14 protein-coding genes are annotated in these 15243 nt (G+C 67.3%); 4 read left to right on the top strand and 10 right to left on the bottom strand.

Going from position 1 to position 15243, the window contains the following annotated elements; genetic code table 11:
- The first annotated feature begins 9 nt into the window (after window positions 1–9).
- Genes ACNJYD_RS24535 through ACNJYD_RS24545 form a run of 3 tightly spaced genes read left to right on the top strand, consistent with a single transcriptional unit; the run spans window position 10 to window position 3451 of the window.
- Window positions 10–1218: an MFS transporter gene (locus ACNJYD_RS24535; RefSeq protein WP_439363574.1), complete on the top strand. Its 1209-nt coding sequence runs from the start codon at window positions 10–12 to the stop codon at window positions 1216–1218.
- Window positions 1199–2566: an amidase gene (locus ACNJYD_RS24540; RefSeq protein ID WP_439363575.1), complete on the top strand. Its 1368-nt coding sequence runs from the start codon at window positions 1199–1201 to the stop codon at window positions 2564–2566. The genes ACNJYD_RS24535 and ACNJYD_RS24540 overlap by 20 nt, the downstream gene beginning before the upstream one ends.
- Before the next feature lie 24 nt (window positions 2567–2590).
- A complete protein-coding gene (locus ACNJYD_RS24545) occupies window positions 2591–3451 on the top strand; it encodes an alpha/beta fold hydrolase (RefSeq protein WP_439363576.1) in 861 nt (286 codons plus the stop codon).
- Window positions 3452–3575: 124 nt separating this feature from the next.
- On the opposite strand, the gene ACNJYD_RS24550 is transcribed toward ACNJYD_RS24545, so the two are convergent.
- From ACNJYD_RS24550 to ACNJYD_RS24595, 10 genes are all read right to left on the bottom strand, one after another.
- Window positions 3576–3908 carry a Rieske (2Fe-2S) protein gene (locus ACNJYD_RS24550; RefSeq protein WP_439363577.1) on the bottom strand — a complete coding sequence of 111 codons (333 nt, stop codon included), beginning with the start codon at window positions 3906–3908 and terminating at the stop codon, window positions 3576–3578.
- On the bottom strand, window positions 3901–4605 hold the full coding sequence (locus tag ACNJYD_RS24555) for an ABC transporter ATP-binding protein (RefSeq protein ID WP_439363578.1): 705 nt from the start codon (window positions 4603–4605) through the stop codon (window positions 3901–3903). Before ACNJYD_RS24555 ends, ACNJYD_RS24550 begins: the two co-directional genes overlap by 8 nt.
- The gene (locus tag ACNJYD_RS24560) at window positions 4598–5380 is read right to left on the bottom strand and encodes an ABC transporter ATP-binding protein (protein ID WP_439363579.1); all 783 of its coding nucleotides are present in this window, start codon (window positions 5378–5380) and stop codon (window positions 4598–4600) included. Before ACNJYD_RS24560 ends, ACNJYD_RS24555 begins: the two co-directional genes overlap by 8 nt.
- On the bottom strand, window positions 5380–6426 hold the full coding sequence (locus ACNJYD_RS24565; protein WP_439363580.1) for a branched-chain amino acid ABC transporter permease: 1047 nt from the start codon (window positions 6424–6426) through the stop codon (window positions 5380–5382). The genes ACNJYD_RS24560 and ACNJYD_RS24565 overlap by 1 nt, the downstream gene beginning before the upstream one ends.
- Window positions 6423–7295 carry a branched-chain amino acid ABC transporter permease gene (locus ACNJYD_RS24570; RefSeq protein WP_439363581.1) on the bottom strand — a complete coding sequence of 291 codons (873 nt, stop codon included), beginning with the start codon at window positions 7293–7295 and terminating at the stop codon, window positions 6423–6425. Before ACNJYD_RS24570 ends, ACNJYD_RS24565 begins: the two co-directional genes overlap by 4 nt.
- 116 nt (window positions 7296–7411) lie before the next feature.
- Window positions 7412–8566 carry an ABC transporter substrate-binding protein gene (locus ACNJYD_RS24575; RefSeq protein WP_260383108.1) on the bottom strand — a complete coding sequence of 385 codons (1155 nt, stop codon included), beginning with the start codon at window positions 8564–8566 and terminating at the stop codon, window positions 7412–7414.
- Between the two features lie 72 nt (window positions 8567–8638).
- Window positions 8639–9838, bottom strand: a complete 1200-nt coding sequence (locus ACNJYD_RS24580; RefSeq protein ID WP_439363582.1) for a xanthine dehydrogenase family Fe-S subunit — start codon at window positions 9836–9838, stop codon at window positions 8639–8641.
- A complete protein-coding gene (locus ACNJYD_RS24585; RefSeq protein WP_439363583.1) occupies window positions 9835–10671 on the bottom strand; it encodes an FAD binding domain-containing protein in 837 nt (278 codons plus the stop codon). Before ACNJYD_RS24585 ends, ACNJYD_RS24580 begins: the two co-directional genes overlap by 4 nt.
- Window positions 10668–13061 carry a xanthine dehydrogenase family protein molybdopterin-binding subunit gene (locus ACNJYD_RS24590; protein WP_439363584.1) on the bottom strand — a complete coding sequence of 798 codons (2394 nt, stop codon included), beginning with the start codon at window positions 13059–13061 and terminating at the stop codon, window positions 10668–10670. The genes ACNJYD_RS24585 and ACNJYD_RS24590 overlap by 4 nt, the downstream gene beginning before the upstream one ends.
- A gap of 9 nt (window positions 13062–13070) precedes the next feature.
- Window positions 13071–14348: an amidohydrolase/deacetylase family metallohydrolase gene (locus ACNJYD_RS24595; protein WP_439363585.1), complete on the bottom strand. Its 1278-nt coding sequence runs from the start codon at window positions 14346–14348 to the stop codon at window positions 13071–13073.
- A 209-nt stretch (window positions 14349–14557) separates the two neighbouring features.
- Between ACNJYD_RS24595 and ACNJYD_RS24600 the strand changes: the two genes are divergently transcribed.
- A complete protein-coding gene (locus ACNJYD_RS24600) occupies window positions 14558–15001 on the top strand; it encodes a MarR family winged helix-turn-helix transcriptional regulator (RefSeq protein ID WP_439367511.1) in 444 nt (147 codons plus the stop codon).
- The last annotated feature ends 242 nt before the right edge of the window (window positions 15002–15243 follow it).

The raw sequence follows: 15243 nt of genomic DNA on the forward strand, positions 1-15243 counted from the left end.
CACGCCGCCATGGTAGACGGAAACACGGCCGCTCGGCCAGCGCCGGCGCTGCTGCCGGCTCTGTTGCCTGCTTTGGGGGCGATGACCGGGCTTCAGGCCCTCGTGGCGCTGGCCTTGTTCGCACCCGGCGTGGTCGCTCCGCGCGCCCAGATCGAGGTCTGGCAGCTCTCGATGTTCTCCTGCGCGGTGTTCGCGGTCGGCATCCCCGCCTCGTTCTGGGGCGGCGGCTTCATCGCGCGCCTTGGCTCGCTGCGGATCGCGAGCCTGTGCGCGGCGGCCATCGCCGTCGGCATGGCACTGGCTTCGCTCGGAACGAGCGCCGCCCTGCTGGCGGCAGGCCTCTGCATCGGCCTCGCCATGGGACCCGAGACGCCGGCGAGCGCTGCGCTGCTGGCCCGGCTCGTTACGGCCGAGCGGCGTGCCTTCGTGTTCTCGGTGCGCCAGACCGGCAACCAGATCGGCGCGGTCTGCGGCTCGCTGGCCCTGCCCGCGATCGCCATCGCGTTCGGACCGGCATGGTGCTATGCGGCCGTAGCTGCCGTGGCGCTGCTGGCGATCTTGCTGTTCGAATGGTTCCGGCCGGCCTATGCCGGCAAGGTCGCCCCGCCGCCGAAGCTCGATCTCCGCGCGCGGCTGGCGCTGGTGATTGCGGACCGGCGGATCGCGATGCTGGCGTTGGCCTCGATGCCGTTCAGTGCGATGCAGGTGTCGCTCAACACGGTCTTCGTCACGCTCGGCACGCGCGAGCTCGGCCTCAGCCATATCGAGGCCGGCATGGCGCTCGCCTGCGCGCAGGCCGGCGGCCTCGTCGGCCGGCTCGGCTGGGGCTATGTCGCCATGCGCCTCGATGCCTCGCGCGCCGTTCTCGTCGTCATCGGCCTCGGCATGGCCTTCTGCGCCGCGCTGCTGGGCCTCAATGGCGCTTCGCTCGGCCGCAACGGGCAATTCGTCGTTGCCGCATTGTTCGGCCTGACGGCGTCGGGCTGGAACGGCGTCTTCGTCGGCGAGATCGCCCGCCTCGCGCCGCAGGAGCGGATCGGCGAGACCACCGGCGCGGTGCTGACCGCATCCTATGTGGGCCTCCTTGCGGCGCCGGCCCTGGTGTCGATCCTGGATGGCGTGGCCAGCCTCGGCATGGCGTTCTTCGCCCTGGCGTGCCTTGCGCTCGGCGGCACATTGGCGTTGATCTGGGGAGGCCATGACAATGCCAGCACATAGCGCCCGCGAGATCGCGCCTGATGTTGCGGCCGGACGGACGAGCGCCGTCGAGACCGCAAAGGACGCGCTGGCGCGGATCGAGGCGGCCAAGGCCTTGAACGCGGTCGTCACGATCGATCCCGAACGCACGCTCGTCGATGCCGCAGCGGTCGATGCTCGCCTGCGCGCCGGCGAGATCATGCCGCTCGCCGGCGTGCCCATCATCGTCAAGGACAACATCTGGGTCGGCGGCTGGCGCGTGACGCAGGGCTCGCGCCTGTTCGCCGACTTCATCGCGCCGCGCGATGCCATCGCGGTCGAGCGGCTGCGCAAGGCTGGTGCCGTCGTCGTCGGCATCGGCGCGACATCCGAGTTCGCCTGCAAGGGCGTCACCACCTCACAGCTATACGGGCCGACGCGACATCCGCTCGATCCCGCACTGACGCCGGGCGGCTCGTCGGGCGGCCCGGCCGCGGCCGTTGCGGCCGGCCTGGTGCCGCTCGCGATCGGCACCGATGCGGGCGGCTCCAGCCGCAGGCCACCGGCCCATGTCGGGGTCGCCGGCTTCAAGCCGTCCTATGGCGCGATCCCCTATGGGCCAGGTTTCGCCGAGCCGTTCTTTGGCCTCTCCGTCATCGCGCCGATCGCATCCGATGCGACCGACATCGCGCTGGCCTTTGAAGCCATGGTCGGCACCGATCCGCGCGATCCGGATTCTGCCGTCGTGGCGCAGCAGGCCAAAGACATCGGCGGTCAGCGCATCGCATTCTCGCCGCGCCTTGGTCTCGACGTCGCGATCGACGACGTCGTCGCGAATGGCCTCGCCGCCGCCGTCGACCGGCTTTCCGCCGCAGGTCTGCGCATCACACGACGCGATCCCGTCTGGCCGGCAGGCGCCGCGGAGGACGCCATCATGCCGCTTCAGCATGCCGGCCTCGCGGCGCTCCATGGCGACACCTTCCGCAAGGATCCGACTGTCTTCGACCCTGACATCGCCAAGCAGATCGAGCGAGGTCTCTCCTGGTCGGGTGCGGAGGTCGCTGCAGCGCTGCTCGCGAGCTCCGCGATCGCCAATGCCTTTGCGGCGTTCTTCGCTGAGGCCGACCTGCTGCTGACACCGACCGTCCCGTGCGTCGCCTGGCCGCTGACGCAGCTCGGCCCGGACATGATCGGTGGAAAAGCCGCAAGCCCGCGGGCCCACGCGGTGTTCACGCCCTTCGTCAATCATGCCCGCCTGCCGGCGATCTCGATTCCGTGCGGAACGGATCAGCGCGGGCTTCCCTTCGGCCTTCAGATCATCGCGGCGCGCGGACAAGACCGCTCGCTGCTCGCAGCCGCGCAAGAGATCGAAGCGATCTTGCGAGCGTAGTGCCTGACGCAAACGGAGACTCCCATGGTTGAGAACGCTCATTCGACAATTCGGCCGCTCGACCCTCGCGACCACTGGTCCGAGCTGTCCCGGGCGGAGCGCGGCGCGGCCTATGACAACAACGCCGCCGTCAAGAACAGCCCGGCCCTGATCGCCGAGCGCAACGAGGCCTCAAGCCGGATGCGGAGCACGCTGAAATCCCATCTCGACCTGCCCTATGGCGAGCGGGCCAACAACAAGATCGACATCTACCCGGCCGCCAAGCCTGATGCGCCCTGCCTGGTGTTCCTGCATGGCGGCTACTGGCAGCGCAATTCGCGCGAGCTGTTCGCCATGCTGGTCGAAGGCGTCGCCGCGCATGGCTGGTCGGTTGCGATCCCCGGCTATTCGCTGGCGCCCGAGGTGTCCCTCACCGACATCGTCGCCGAGATCCCGCGCGCACTCGACTGGCTCGCGGCGCACGGCGCGTCCTACGGCGTTGCCGGACCGGTCGTGCTGTCGGGCTGGTCCGCCGGCGCCCATCTTGCTGCGATGGCGCTGGACCATCCGCGGGTCCATGCGGGGCTGGCGCTCTCGGGCGTCTACGATCTCGCGCCGATCCGCGATACCGGATTGAACGAGGCGCTGAAGCTGACCGACGAGGAGATCGCCACGCTGTCGCCGCTGCGCCTGCCCGTCACCCGGAAGCGCCTCGACATCGCCTATGGCAGCAGCGAGCTGCCGGCGCTCGTTTGCGATTCAATCAATCTCTTCGACAAGCGCGTGGCGGAGGGAGCGCCGGGCAAGCTGATCGCGGTCGAAGGCGCCGACCATTTCACCATTCTCGAGGCGCTGCGCCGGCCGGACGGTGTCCTGGTGGAGGCCGCGCGGCGGCTGCTGGACTAAAACTCGCGAAAACAACCCCATGCACAGTAGCGATGCCGTTGTTTGCAAAGGGACATTTTTCGAAGGCCCATCGACACCGTCGTGACCGCTTTGACTCGTCGGGCAAAACAGGGGCATGATGTCATCATCGCCCCGGCTGCCACTCCTGCAGCTCAATCCAGATTTTCTCGCCCATGATCCGCGCCGGATAAAGCCGCAACGGCGGACTCGGCCATCCCGCGGTGATCGCGCCATCGCGCAAATCGAACGATGCCGCGTGACGCGGGCAATACAGCCTCCCCGTGCTCACCTGTCCCAAGGCCAGATCGGCCTGTTCGTGCGGGCACGCACGTTCGCAGGCGACGACGTTGCCCTCGTTCCAGATCACGAGCAGGTCGCATCCGGGGACGCGGACGATCGTCTCCGCCTTCAGCCGGTCGAGATCGCAGACGGCAATCCACCCGGCGTCGTCAGCCACCGAGATAGGCCTTGCGAACATGCTCGTTCGCGATCAGCTCGGTGCCGGCGCCCGACAGCACGATGCGGCCGTTCTCGAGCAGATAGGCATGGTCGCACATCTCGAGCGCGGCGAAGGCATTCTGCTCCACCAGCAGCACCGTGGTGCCGGCATCGCGAATGCCGCGGATGATCGCAAAGGTTCGCTCGACGATGTTGGGCGCAAGCCCGAGCGAGGGCTCGTCGAACATGATCAGCCGCGGCCGCGACATCAGCGCGCGCCCGATCGCGAGCATCTGCTGCTCGCCGCCCGACAGCGTGCCCGCCGCCTGCCGGCGCCGCTCGGCGAGCCGCGGGAATTCCGTGTAGATGCGGTCGCGGTCGGCCGCGATTTCACCCGAACCACGACGAAGGTAGGCCCCCATGTCGAGATTTTCCTCGACGCTCATATGCGGAAACACCCGCCGCCCTTCCGGGCAATGCGCGATGCCGCTCGCCAGCACGCGCGGCGGCCTCGCGCCGGTGATGTCGATGCCCTCGAATTTCATCTGGCCCGAGCGCGGCGGCACCAGGCCGGAAATCGCGCGCAGCGTCGTGCTCTTGCCGGCGCCGTTGGCGCCGATCAGGGCGACCAGCTGGCCGGCCTTCACGTCGAGCGAGATGCCGCGCAGCGCGGTGACGCCGCCGTAGGTTGAGACCATGTCGCGGATCTCAAGCACGCCCCGCTCCATGTCCGAGATAGGCTTCGATCACGGCGGGATCGTTGCGGATCACTTCCGGTGTCCCTTCGGCGATGATGCGGCCGTAGTTGAGCACCACGATGCGGTCCGAGACCGTCATCACCATCGGCATGTCGTGCTCGACCAGCAGGATGGTGATGCCGCGGTCGCGAATGCTGCGGATCAATTCGACGAAGCGATGGGTTTCCGAGGCGTTCATGCCGGAGACGGGTTCGTCGAGCAGCAACATCGACGGCTCGGCTGCAAGCGCCAGCGCGACGCCAACGAGACGCTGCTCGCCGTAGGACAGCGAGCCAGCTGCATCGTGGGCGCGGCGTTCGAGCCCGACCCATTCGAGCAGCTCGCCTGCCCGCTGCCGCAGCTTACGCTCCGAGGCGCGCGCGCCTGGCAGGCCGAGGATGGCGTCGAGCAGCCGAACCCGACCCTGCCGGTGCAGGCCGATCAGGAGGTTGTCGTAGACGGTGTCGTTCGGGAATACGCTGGTGCGCTGGAAGGTGCGGATCAGGCCTAGATCGGCGATCTCATGCGGCTTCAATCCGGCGAGCGCAGTGTTGCGATAGGTGACGCGGCCCGCGCTCGGCGTCAGGAAGCCGGTCATGACGTTGAAGGCGGTGGTCTTGCCGGCGCCGTTCGGCCCGATCAGGCTGACGATCTCGCCCTCGCCGACGTCAAAGCTCATGTCGGAGATCGCGACCAGTCCGCCGAAGCGCACCGCGACTTGATCGATGGTCATGGCGATGCTGCGCGCCGTCATCAGGCCGACTCCTTGGCGCTGGTTTCACTGAGCGCGACCGGTGCCAGCGCCGTCGTCCCGCTCCGCCGCCGGGTCAACCGCTGCGCCAGCGACGGCACGATGCCGCGCGGCAGCACGAACAGGATCGCGATCAGCACGCCGCCATAGGCGATCCATTGCGCTTCCGGCGCCATCACAGGCCGCAGCGCAACCGGCAAAAGACCGAAGATCAGGCCGCCGACGACGGGCCCCGCCAGCGAGCCCTTGCCGCCGCTGATGACCATGATCACCATGGTGACGGTGTTGATGAAGGCAAACACTTCGGGATCGATGATCCGGATGTAGTGCGCATAGAGGCTGCCGGCCGCACCGGCGATCGCGGCCGAGATCACCGCCGCAATCGTCAGCGTCCTGGTCACGTCGATGCCGACGGAGACGGCGAGCGTTTCATTTTCCATCAATCCGCGCATGGAGCGGCCGAAATGGGAATGAACCAGGCGCGCGATCAGCAGATAGGCGATGAGCGCGACGACCAAGACGAGATAGTAGTTGTGGAATTTCGTGCGCAGCGTCAGCTCGCCGAAGCCGGGCAGCGGCAATGCAAGGGAGGGAATGTTGGTCAGCGCCAGCGGGCCCTGCGTCAGCTCGACCCAGTTCAGCGCAACCAGCCGGACCACCTCGGCAAAGGAGATCGTCACAATGACGAAATAGGCGCCGCGGACGCGGAACGACAACAGGCCGACGAAATAGCCGCACAATCCGGCAATGATGATCGCCAGCACGAAGCCTATGATCGGCGGCCAGGGCGTGTGAACCAGCCGAAAGCCTCCGGGCAAGCCGATGTCGAAACCGAGCGAGGTCAGCGCGCTGACATAGGCGCCGATACCGAAAAAGGCGATGTGGCCGAGGCTGAGCTGGCCGGTGAAGCCGAGCAGCAGATTGAGGCTCATCGCGCCAATGACGAAGATGCCGGTCGTGATCAGCGCGTTGAGCAGATAGGGATCGCGCAGCCAGAGCGGCACCGAGGCCAGCGCCGCGACGGCGAGAATGGTGACGATCGCCCTCATCCGACGCGCTCCGCGCGTGCGAACAGGCCGGTCGGCCGGAAGATCAGCACCGCGATGATGATCAGAAAGCCCATGGCATCGCGATAGCCTGACGAGACGTAGCCGGCGCCGAGCTCTTCGGCCAGCGCCAGGATGAAGCCGCCGATCACCGCACCGGTGATGTTGCCGAGGCCGCCGAGGATGACGATAGCGAAGGCCTTCACTGCGGCAAGGTCCCCCATCTGCGGAAAGATCACGTAGACCGGCCCCAGCAGTGCGCCCGCGGCGGCGGCGAGGCTCGAGCCGATCGCGAAGGTCGAGGTGTAGATCATGTCGACGTTGACGCCCATCAGCGAGGCTGTGTCGTGATCCTGGAACGTCGCCCGCATCGCGCGGCCGAGGCTGGTCTTGTTGATGAGCAGATACGTCACCAGGATCAACATGGCCGCGGCGGCGAGCACGAACAGGCGCAGCCAGGAGACGGAGACCGGCCCGAGCACCAGCGGCGCCTCCGGGAATGGTGTCGTCACCGATTTGGCGACCCCGCCCCAGATCCACAGCGTGCCCGACTGCATCGCGATCCAGGCGCCGATCATCACCAGCATGGTGGTGTCGATGTCGGAGCCGCGCAGCGGACGCAGCAAGGTCAATTCGATCGCCGCACCCAGTAGCCATCCGGCCAGCACGGCGATGGGGAGCGCCAGAAAGAAGTTGAGCCCGAGCTGCTGCACCACGATGAACATGATGTAGGCGCCGAACGTGTAGAGCACGCCGTGCGTGAAGTTCACGACGTTCATGATGCCGAAGATCAAGGTCAGCCCGATGCCCAGCAGCGCATAGGTGCCGCCGAGCACGAGCATGTTGATCAGATGCTGGAGGAATTCGCTCAAGGCTGTTTCCTCTTGGGGAATCCCGCCGCGGAGACACCCTCTCCCCTACCCTCTCCCGCAAGCGGGAGAGGGAGCGCACCTCCTCGTTGCTGCATCGAACCTAATCTCATCGCGCTCTAGAGCGTCTTCATCTCGACTTTGCCGTCGCTGATCTCGATGAGATAGACGTTCGGCTGGCTCTGACCGCTTTCCTTGCCCTCGGGGCCCGACTTGCGGAACACGATGTCGCCGTTCAGCCCCTTGATGTTGATGTTCCAGAGCGCGGCCTTGATCGCGGCGGGCTCGGCCTTGCCGGCCTTCTCGATCGCGGCCGCCACGGTGCGGATGCCGTCATAGCCGCGAAAACTCTCGGTGCAGCCGGCGAACTCGAAGCCGCGCTTCTTCCATTCCGCGATGAAATAGTTGGTGGCTTCCGGGTTCGGCGTCTTGTCCGGGAACCAGGGCAGGAACGTCGTCAGATGCATGGTGCCGTTGGCGGCAGCGCCGGCTTGCGCGATGATCTGGTCCGGGTTCTGCGAGCCGCCGGTGGTGATGATACGCTTCTTCAGGCCGAGCGCAGCGGCCTGCTTGAAGATCAGGGTCAGCTGGTCGACGGCGGTGGTGACGATCACGGTCTCTGAGTCCGAGCTCTTGATCTTGGAGAGCTGCGCGCTCATGTCCTGCGCGCCCTGATCCATGGTCTCGACAAGGCCAATGGTGATGCCCTTGTCCTTCATCATCTTGCTGAAGTCCTCGGCGGTGCCGCGCCCCCAATCGTTGTTGATGACGAGGAAGTCGACCTTCTTGAGCGCGAGCTTGTCGACGATGCCCTTGAACGCGGCCGCCTCCACCGCCGACGGCGGCGAGATGCGGAAGATGAAGGGATTGCCCGTCGTCGTGATCTTGCCGGAGGACGAGGTCTCCACCACCATCGGCGTCTCGTATTCCATCAGCTTCGGCATCACCGCGAGCGTCAGGCTCGAGCCCCAGGCACCCATCAGCACCGGCACCTTGTCGCTGGTGATGAGTTTTTCGGCAACGGCGGCGGCCTCCGTCGGGTTGCTCTTGTTGTCCTCGATGACGAGCTCGATCTTCTTGCCGAGGATGCCGCCCTTGGCGTTGATCTCGTCGGCGGCGATCCTGGCACCGTTGACGACGTAAGTGCCGGACGCGGCGAAAGCGCCGGTGAGCGGCTCGTTGACGCCGATCTTGATGGTCTGCGCCCCCGCGGCGCCGCCGAACAAGGCCGTCGCCAGCGCGATAGCCGGAACCAGTCCGAGTGTTCGTGTCATGCTGTCTCTCCAAATCCCACGCTGTTGATTGTTATGGCAGTCCAGGCTCAGTCCGCGGCGCCGGCGCGCCGATCATTCCGCGCCACCTTTTCGGTTGAAGGCGCGGCCAAACATGCGTGCGAGCCGGGCTCGCAAAACATCCGAGACAATCGACCAGCCACTAAGCTCTGCCGCGGCCGCCTGCCCGGAAGGCATGCCGGACATGTGGCGGTCGAGATTGGCGGCGAAGTCCGCGACCAGGCGGCGGGCGAGATCGCGCACCAAGCCGGGGCGGCCGACCTGCGCCAGCATTCCCGTGAGCGTGTAGCCGATCGACAGCTCGACGGCCGTCGCCGCGCCGTCTTCGCGCGCAAGCAGGCGATAGCGGATCTCACCTTGCGTCGCCGAATGGCTGCGCTGGTCGGAGCCGATGCCGACGATGCGCCCCGACAGCATTGCGGGATCGCGCTCGACGCGCGCGGCCCCCTCGAAGCTTGCTGCGATCGGCCCGAGCCTGACGCGGATCGATCCCTCCACGCGCTCCGGCCTCGGCGGCGATGTCAGCGACACGCCGGGCAGGCAGGCGGCGATGGCTGCGATGTCGTCGAACATCGCAAACACCTTTGCCGGCGGATGCGGCAGTGTGAAGCGCTGGTCGAGCACGGTTGCCGGGGTGAAGTCGGGGATGCTGACCGTCGCGGCGCTCTCCGATGCCGCAACCGGAGCCTGGCGCGCAGGCTGCAGCTCGTTCCGGGCGGTCGCCGCGCGACCAGAGCCGGCAGGACCAAGCACGGTTCGGCCGCCATCCTCCACCGGCGCGACGTTGCGCGCGCGCCTCGCCTCGATCACGGACTGCACCGCGCGCACGATTCCGACATAGCCGGTGCAGCGGCAGAGATTGCCGCTGAGGCCGACGCGAATGCGGCGCTCGTCGGCATCGGGCAGGCGCAGCACCAGGTCGCGCGCCGAGACCAGCATGCCCGGCGTGCAATAGCCGCATTGCAGCGCATGCTCGCGGGTGAAGGCGGCGCGCAGTTCGGTGGTGATCTCGTCCTCGTCGAGGCCTTCGATGGTGGTGACGTCAGCGCCGTCGCAGGCTGCCGCATAGGTGATGCAGGAGCGCGCCGGCACGCCGTCGAGCAGCACGGTGCAGGCGCCGCAGACCCCATGCTCGCAGCCGAGATGGGTGCCGGTGAGATCGAGCTTGTCGCGGACGAAATCGGCAAGGCTGGTGCGCGGCTCGGCCGAGACCTCTACCGCACGCCGGTTGACCTGAAGCGCGATCGTGGTCATGCCGCGGCCTCCTGGACGGCACGCTTCAGCACACTGACGTGGATGTGGCGCTGCGCGGCATCGTCGATGCCGGCGCTTGCGAGCAGAGCATCGGCGGCACGGACATCGAAACGTTGCTTGTAGTCGGCGGCGATCCGGCCGCCGAACAGCGCGGCCACATCGGTCATGACGATCGGCGCCGTGTCGATCGCACCGATCACGACACGAGCGGTCGCGCCGGCGGGATCGACCAGCACCGCGCCGATCGCATGGGCGAACTCGCCGGTCTTGCGGCAGCTTTTGGCATAACCCCAATGGGACGAAGCCGTGCGCGCCGGCACATGGACCGCCTCGACGATCTCGCCGGCGTGCAGCGCGGATTCCAGCGCACCGACCACAAACGCTTCGACCGCCATCGATCGCGCACCGGCAAGGCTGCGCAGCATCACCCGCGCGCCTAAGGCCGCCAGCGCTGAAATCCAGTCCGCGGCAGGATCGGCGTGGCTGAGCGAGCCGCCGATCGTGCCGCGGTTGCGCACCGCGCGATAGGCGATGTTGGCGGCGACTGCCCGCATCGCGCCGCGGGTCACATCGGCCGTGCGGCCGTCCTCGATATCGGCATGGGTGACGAGCGCGCCGAGCACCAACTCGCCGCCGGAGACTTCTGCACGCTTGAGCTCGGCCAGGCCGGAGATGTCGATGATGAGCTCCGGCTGCACCAGCCGCAGATTGAGCATCGGCCCGAGCGACTGGCCGCCGGCGATAATCTTTGCCGATCCGCTATTTGCGGCGAGCATCGACAGTGCCGCATTAAGGTCGCGCGGGCGCTCGTAGGCGAAGGGCGCCGGTTTCATGCCGCGCTCCTCTCAGCCGCACGCGCAGCCAGCACGGCCGCGACGATCCGATGCGGTGTGATCGGCGACTGCATCAGCTCGACGCCGAGCGGGCGCAGCGCGTCGTTGACGGCATTGGCGATCGCGGCCGGCGGCGCAATCGCACCGCCCTCGCCGATGCCCTTGACGCCGAACTGCGTGTAAGGCGACGGCGTCTCCATGTGGTCGAGGCGCGCGGCCGGGACCTCGGTCGGGCCGGGCAGCAGGTAGTCGGCGAGCGTCGTCGCCAAGGGCTGGCCGGAGGCATCGAACGGCATTTCCTCGTAGAGCGCGGTGCCGATGCCCTGTGCCAGGCCGCCATAGATCTGGCCGTCGACGACGAGCGGATTGACCAGCACGCCGCCGTCCTCGACGATCACGTAGTCGAGGATCTCGACCTCGCCGAGATCGGGATCAACCGCGACGACGGCGGCATGCGCGGCATAGCTGAAGGTGCCGCTGTCGCGCACGGGCTTGTAGCCTTGCGTCACCTCCAGCCCGCCGGGATCGACGTCTGCCGGCAAATCCTGTGGGCGGCGGTACCAGGTGTGGGCGATCGCCTTCAGGCTGACGCTGCCGTTGACGCCGCGCACCTCGCCGTTCTGCAACACCACGGCGGCCGGATCGTGCTGCAATAGTTTAGCGCCGATGCGGCGCGCACGTTCGCCGAGCTCGCGGCAGGCGGTCGCGACCGCACCACCCGCCATCACCATCGAGCGCGAGCCCCAGGTGCCGGTCGAATAGGGCGTCATCGCGGTGTCGCCGAGGATGATGCGGATGTTCGCGACATCCACGCCGAGGATTTCATGCGCGACCTGGGCGAGCGTGGTCTCCATGCCCTGCCCGTGCGAGTGCACGCCGACGCGCAGTTCGAGGCCGCCGTCCGGCGTCATCCGGGCCGAGGCCTGCTCGTGGCCCGGCACCATCGGGATGCCCCAGCCGGAATAGACCGAGGTGCCGTGCGCGGCCTGCTCGCAATAGATGGAGACGCCGACGCCGATGCGGCGGCCGTCGGCCTCGCCCTGCTTTTGCCTGGCGCGGATGGCGTCGATCTCGATGGCCGCGAGCGCGCGGCGCATCGCTTCCGGATAATCGCCGCTGTCGAAATGCTTCCTGGTGATATTGTCGAACGGCATCTGCTCGGGGCGCACCAGATTGCGCAGCCGCACCTCGCCGGGCTCGAGACCGGCTTCCGCCGCTACGAGGTCCAGCATCAATTCCAGCGCAAAGCAGACGCCGGTGCGCGCGACGCCGCGATACGGCAAAATCGGGCATTTGTTGGTGGCGACCGAGAAGGTGCGGCAGCGATAAGCCGGCATCTTGTAGGGACCGGGCAAAATGCTCGCGACCTGCGCGGCTTCGAGACAGGCCGAGAACGGATAGGACGAATAGGCGCCGGAATCCACGGTCGCCTCGCAATCGATACCGCGCAGCGTGCCGTCGCTGTCAGCATAGACCGTGATCTTGTAATGATGCTCGCGGCAATTGGAGCTGGCGACGAGGTGCTCGCGGCGGTCTTCCAGCCAGCGCACCGGATGGCCGCAGCGCATTGTCAGCCAGGACAGGCAGACCTCTTCGGGCAGCAGAATGCCCTTGTGACCGAAACCGCCGCCCACATCGGGCGAGATCACGCGGATCTGGCCCTCCTCCATGCCGAGGCATTCGGCAAGGCCGCTGCGCGTAATGTGCGGCATCTGTGCCGCCGAGTGCAGCGTGAGCTGGTCGAGCCTCTTGTCGAAGGTCGCGACCACGCCGCGGCCTTCCAGCGGCGACATGCATTGCCGCGCGGTCGAGATCTCGCGCGTCACCTTGATCGGCGCGTCGAGCGCGGCGGAGATGTCGACTTCGTAGTTGGTCTCCAGGAAGACGTTGTCGCCCCAATGCTCGTGCACCAGCGCCGAGCCGGGCTCGCGCGCCTTCAGCATGTCATGGATGGCCGGCAGCTCCTCCAGATCGAGCGTCACGGAAGCCGCGATGTCCTCGGCCTCGGCGCGCGTCGGCGCGAGGCACATCGCGACGAGCTCGCCGACCTGGCGCACCTTGCCGGTCGCCAGCACCGGCTGCTCGGAGATCTTGAAGCCCGGAAGTCCCGACACCGCGCGGATCGGCTTGATGCCGACGAGATCGGCTGCCGTGAACACACTGCCGCGATGGCGTTCGGGCACATGGATGCCGCGGATGCGCGCATGCGCCAGCGGGCTGCGCACGAAGGCGACGTCCTGAAGGCCGGCGAGCCTGACGTCGCCGACATACTGGCCGCGACCGCGCATCAGGCGGTCGTCTTCCTTGCGCGGCAGCCGCGCGCCCACGCCCTGCCCGGTCTTTCCGTGCGGAAACTCTCGCTCGTTGCGCACCCGCGCGCCCTCCTTCACGGCCCGGCCTTATGCCGCGACGGCCTGCGGCAGGATCGGCGCGACCGCGTCGAAGCGCGTGCCGGCGCGCAGGCAGAAGGCCGGCTGCAGCAGGCGCTCGGCGATCACCTCATTCTTCTCGTTGTCCTTGAGGACGAAGCGGCCATTCTGCTCGGTGAGCACGGAGACGTCGGCGTCCATGCCGACCTTGAGCGCGCCGATCTCCCCGCTGCGGCCGAGCATTTTGGCCGGATTGGAGGTGACCATCGGCACCACCTGCTCCAGCGACAGGCCGAGCGCCATCATCGAGCTCATCGCCTGGACCAGGCTGAACTTGGCCTGGCCGGCGAAGGGATGGTTCTCGTCGTCCTCGTGCTGGTCCGGCGTTCCCGCCGGCGCGGGCACATGGGTGTTGTAGCCGTGGATGTCGGCGCCGAGCGTGGTCGGAATGATGCCGGCGGCGATCGCCTTCTTCGCAAGCCGATAGGAGAAGTGGCTGCCATGGCCGACATCGACCTTGAGGCCGCGGTCCAGCGCGGCCTGGATCACCGGGTGCACCTCGCCCTCCCGGTTGACGAAGCCGCCGGGATGGCGCGTGAAGGGATGAGCAAGGATGTCGCCCTCGCGCAAGAGCGGGATCACGCGGGTGAGGATGGTGTCGGCATCCTCGCCATTGGCGCCGCTCTCGGGCAGGCCCCAGAGCTGGCCGAAATGCACATAGACCGGCAGGTCGGCGCGCTTGCCGATCTCGGCTGCCATCTCGATGACGCGAATGCCCCAGCGCGCGAAGCCGCCGATCTCGGCATGGGCCTTGATGCCGCGCACGAGATCGAGATTGGCGGTCGCCGCCTTGACGGTGGCATCGATGTCGACGCCGTCGGGGCTGTAGAGCTGCGGATAGAAATGTCCCTCGAGGCCGCCGACGAGATAGGCGGAGATAAACGCATAGACCCGCGAGGCCGAGGCTTCCGCGATGAAATGGCGGAAGCCCGGCAGCGTCATGCAGGACGGACCGCCCTGATCGACCAGCGTCGTCACGCCGGACTGCACGCCGACCATGTCGGGGTTCATGCCGAAGCGGCCGGAGACATATTGATAGACGTGGGCGTGGGTGTCGATCAGCCCAGGCAGCACGAGCTTGCCGCTGACATCGACGATCTCCTTCGCGCTGGTCGGCAGAATGTCGGATGCGACCGCCGCGACCTTGCCATTGCGGATGGCGACGTCCTTGAGACCATCGATGCCGGAGGCCGGACAGATCACGCGGCCACCTCGCAGCAGAAGATCGAAGCTGGCAGTGACGGACATGGCGCTCTCCTTGGCTCTTGCGCAGGCGGTTGCCCCGCTCTCGAATTACGAAGCATGCTTCGCATTTGGATAAAAGCAAGCTTCGTGCCATGATCCATTGTGGCGAGCGCGTTCGAATCGAGCTAAGCGCGGAAGGTCTGGGGTTGGGAGAGCGTGCATTGCGGCAAGCCAGGAAAAGTCGCAGCGGGGGCAAGCACCGCCCCTGGCCATTGTCGGAACGGCCCGGCTATCTGATCCGGCGCTTGCATCAGATTCACGTTGCGCTGTTTCAGGAGGCCTGCGGCGAATTCGAGGTCACCCCGCTGCAATACAGCCTGCTCTCGGCGCTGGCGGTGCGCGAAACCGCCGACCAGACCACTTTGGCGGCCGATATCGCGCTCGATCGCACCACGACGACAGGCGCATTGAAGCGGCTCGCCGCGCGGAACCTGGTCGAGCGCGCGGTGAACAAGGACGATCGGCGCGCGCGATTGTGCCGCCTGACGCCCGCCGGCACCGCGCTGCTGATCAGAATCGAGGGCGCGGCACGGCGGGCGCATCGCGCAACGCTCGGCGATTTGAGCCAGCGGGAACAGGCGCTCTTCATCGAGATGATGCAGCGCATCGTGGCCGGCAACCCCAGTCGCGACAGCGCCGCTGCCCTATTCGACTAGAGGGGCGTGCTGCGCTTTTGAGTTGGGCTGCTCAATTTATCATCGTACCGCTGCCCGGCCGTGCATCGATCGCCACCATCGGGCGGCAGGTCCGGTGTGCCGCGGCAAGCCGGTGCGTGAGCATGGCCCGCGCTCGAAAACGCAGTCGCATCCGAGGCGAGCCTCATTGCATCCGGCATCCAGACGCGCCCTGCCCGGCCGCTCCGCTGGTCCATGGCACGATTTATGCTGCGATGATGCGA

It is taken from the genome of Bradyrhizobium sp. SPXBL-02 (genome assembly GCF_051853065.1).
In the GTDB taxonomy this organism is placed as follows: domain Bacteria; phylum Pseudomonadota; class Alphaproteobacteria; order Rhizobiales; family Xanthobacteraceae; genus Bradyrhizobium.

What these genes read in the sequence shown, in the direction of transcription:
- ACNJYD_RS24565 (WP_439363580.1), bottom strand. Translation starts at nt 6,426, where the DNA reads ATGAGGGCGATCGTCACCATTCTCGCCGTCGCGGCGCTGGCCTCGGTG.
- ACNJYD_RS24560 (WP_439363579.1), bottom strand. Translation starts at nt 5,380, where the DNA reads ATGACGGCGCGCAGCATCGCCATGACCATCGATCAAGTCGCGGTGCGC.
- ACNJYD_RS24580 (WP_439363582.1), bottom strand. Translation starts at nt 9,838, where the DNA reads ATGACCACGATCGCGCTTCAGGTCAACCGGCGTGCGGTAGAGGTCTCG.
- ACNJYD_RS24575 (WP_260383108.1), bottom strand. Translation starts at nt 8,566, where the DNA reads ATGACACGAACACTCGGACTGGTTCCGGCTATCGCGCTGGCGACGGCC.
- ACNJYD_RS24545 (WP_439363576.1), top strand. Translation starts at nt 2,591, where the DNA reads ATGGTTGAGAACGCTCATTCGACAATTCGGCCGCTCGACCCTCGCGAC.
- ACNJYD_RS24595 (WP_439363585.1), bottom strand. Translation starts at nt 14,348, where the DNA reads ATGTCCGTCACTGCCAGCTTCGATCTTCTGCTGCGAGGTGGCCGCGTG.
- ACNJYD_RS24535 (WP_439363574.1), top strand. Translation starts at nt 10, where the DNA reads ATGGTAGACGGAAACACGGCCGCTCGGCCAGCGCCGGCGCTGCTGCCG.
- ACNJYD_RS24540 (WP_439363575.1), top strand. Translation starts at nt 1,199, where the DNA reads ATGACAATGCCAGCACATAGCGCCCGCGAGATCGCGCCTGATGTTGCG.
- ACNJYD_RS24585 (WP_439363583.1), bottom strand. Translation starts at nt 10,671, where the DNA reads ATGAAACCGGCGCCCTTCGCCTACGAGCGCCCGCGCGACCTTAATGCG.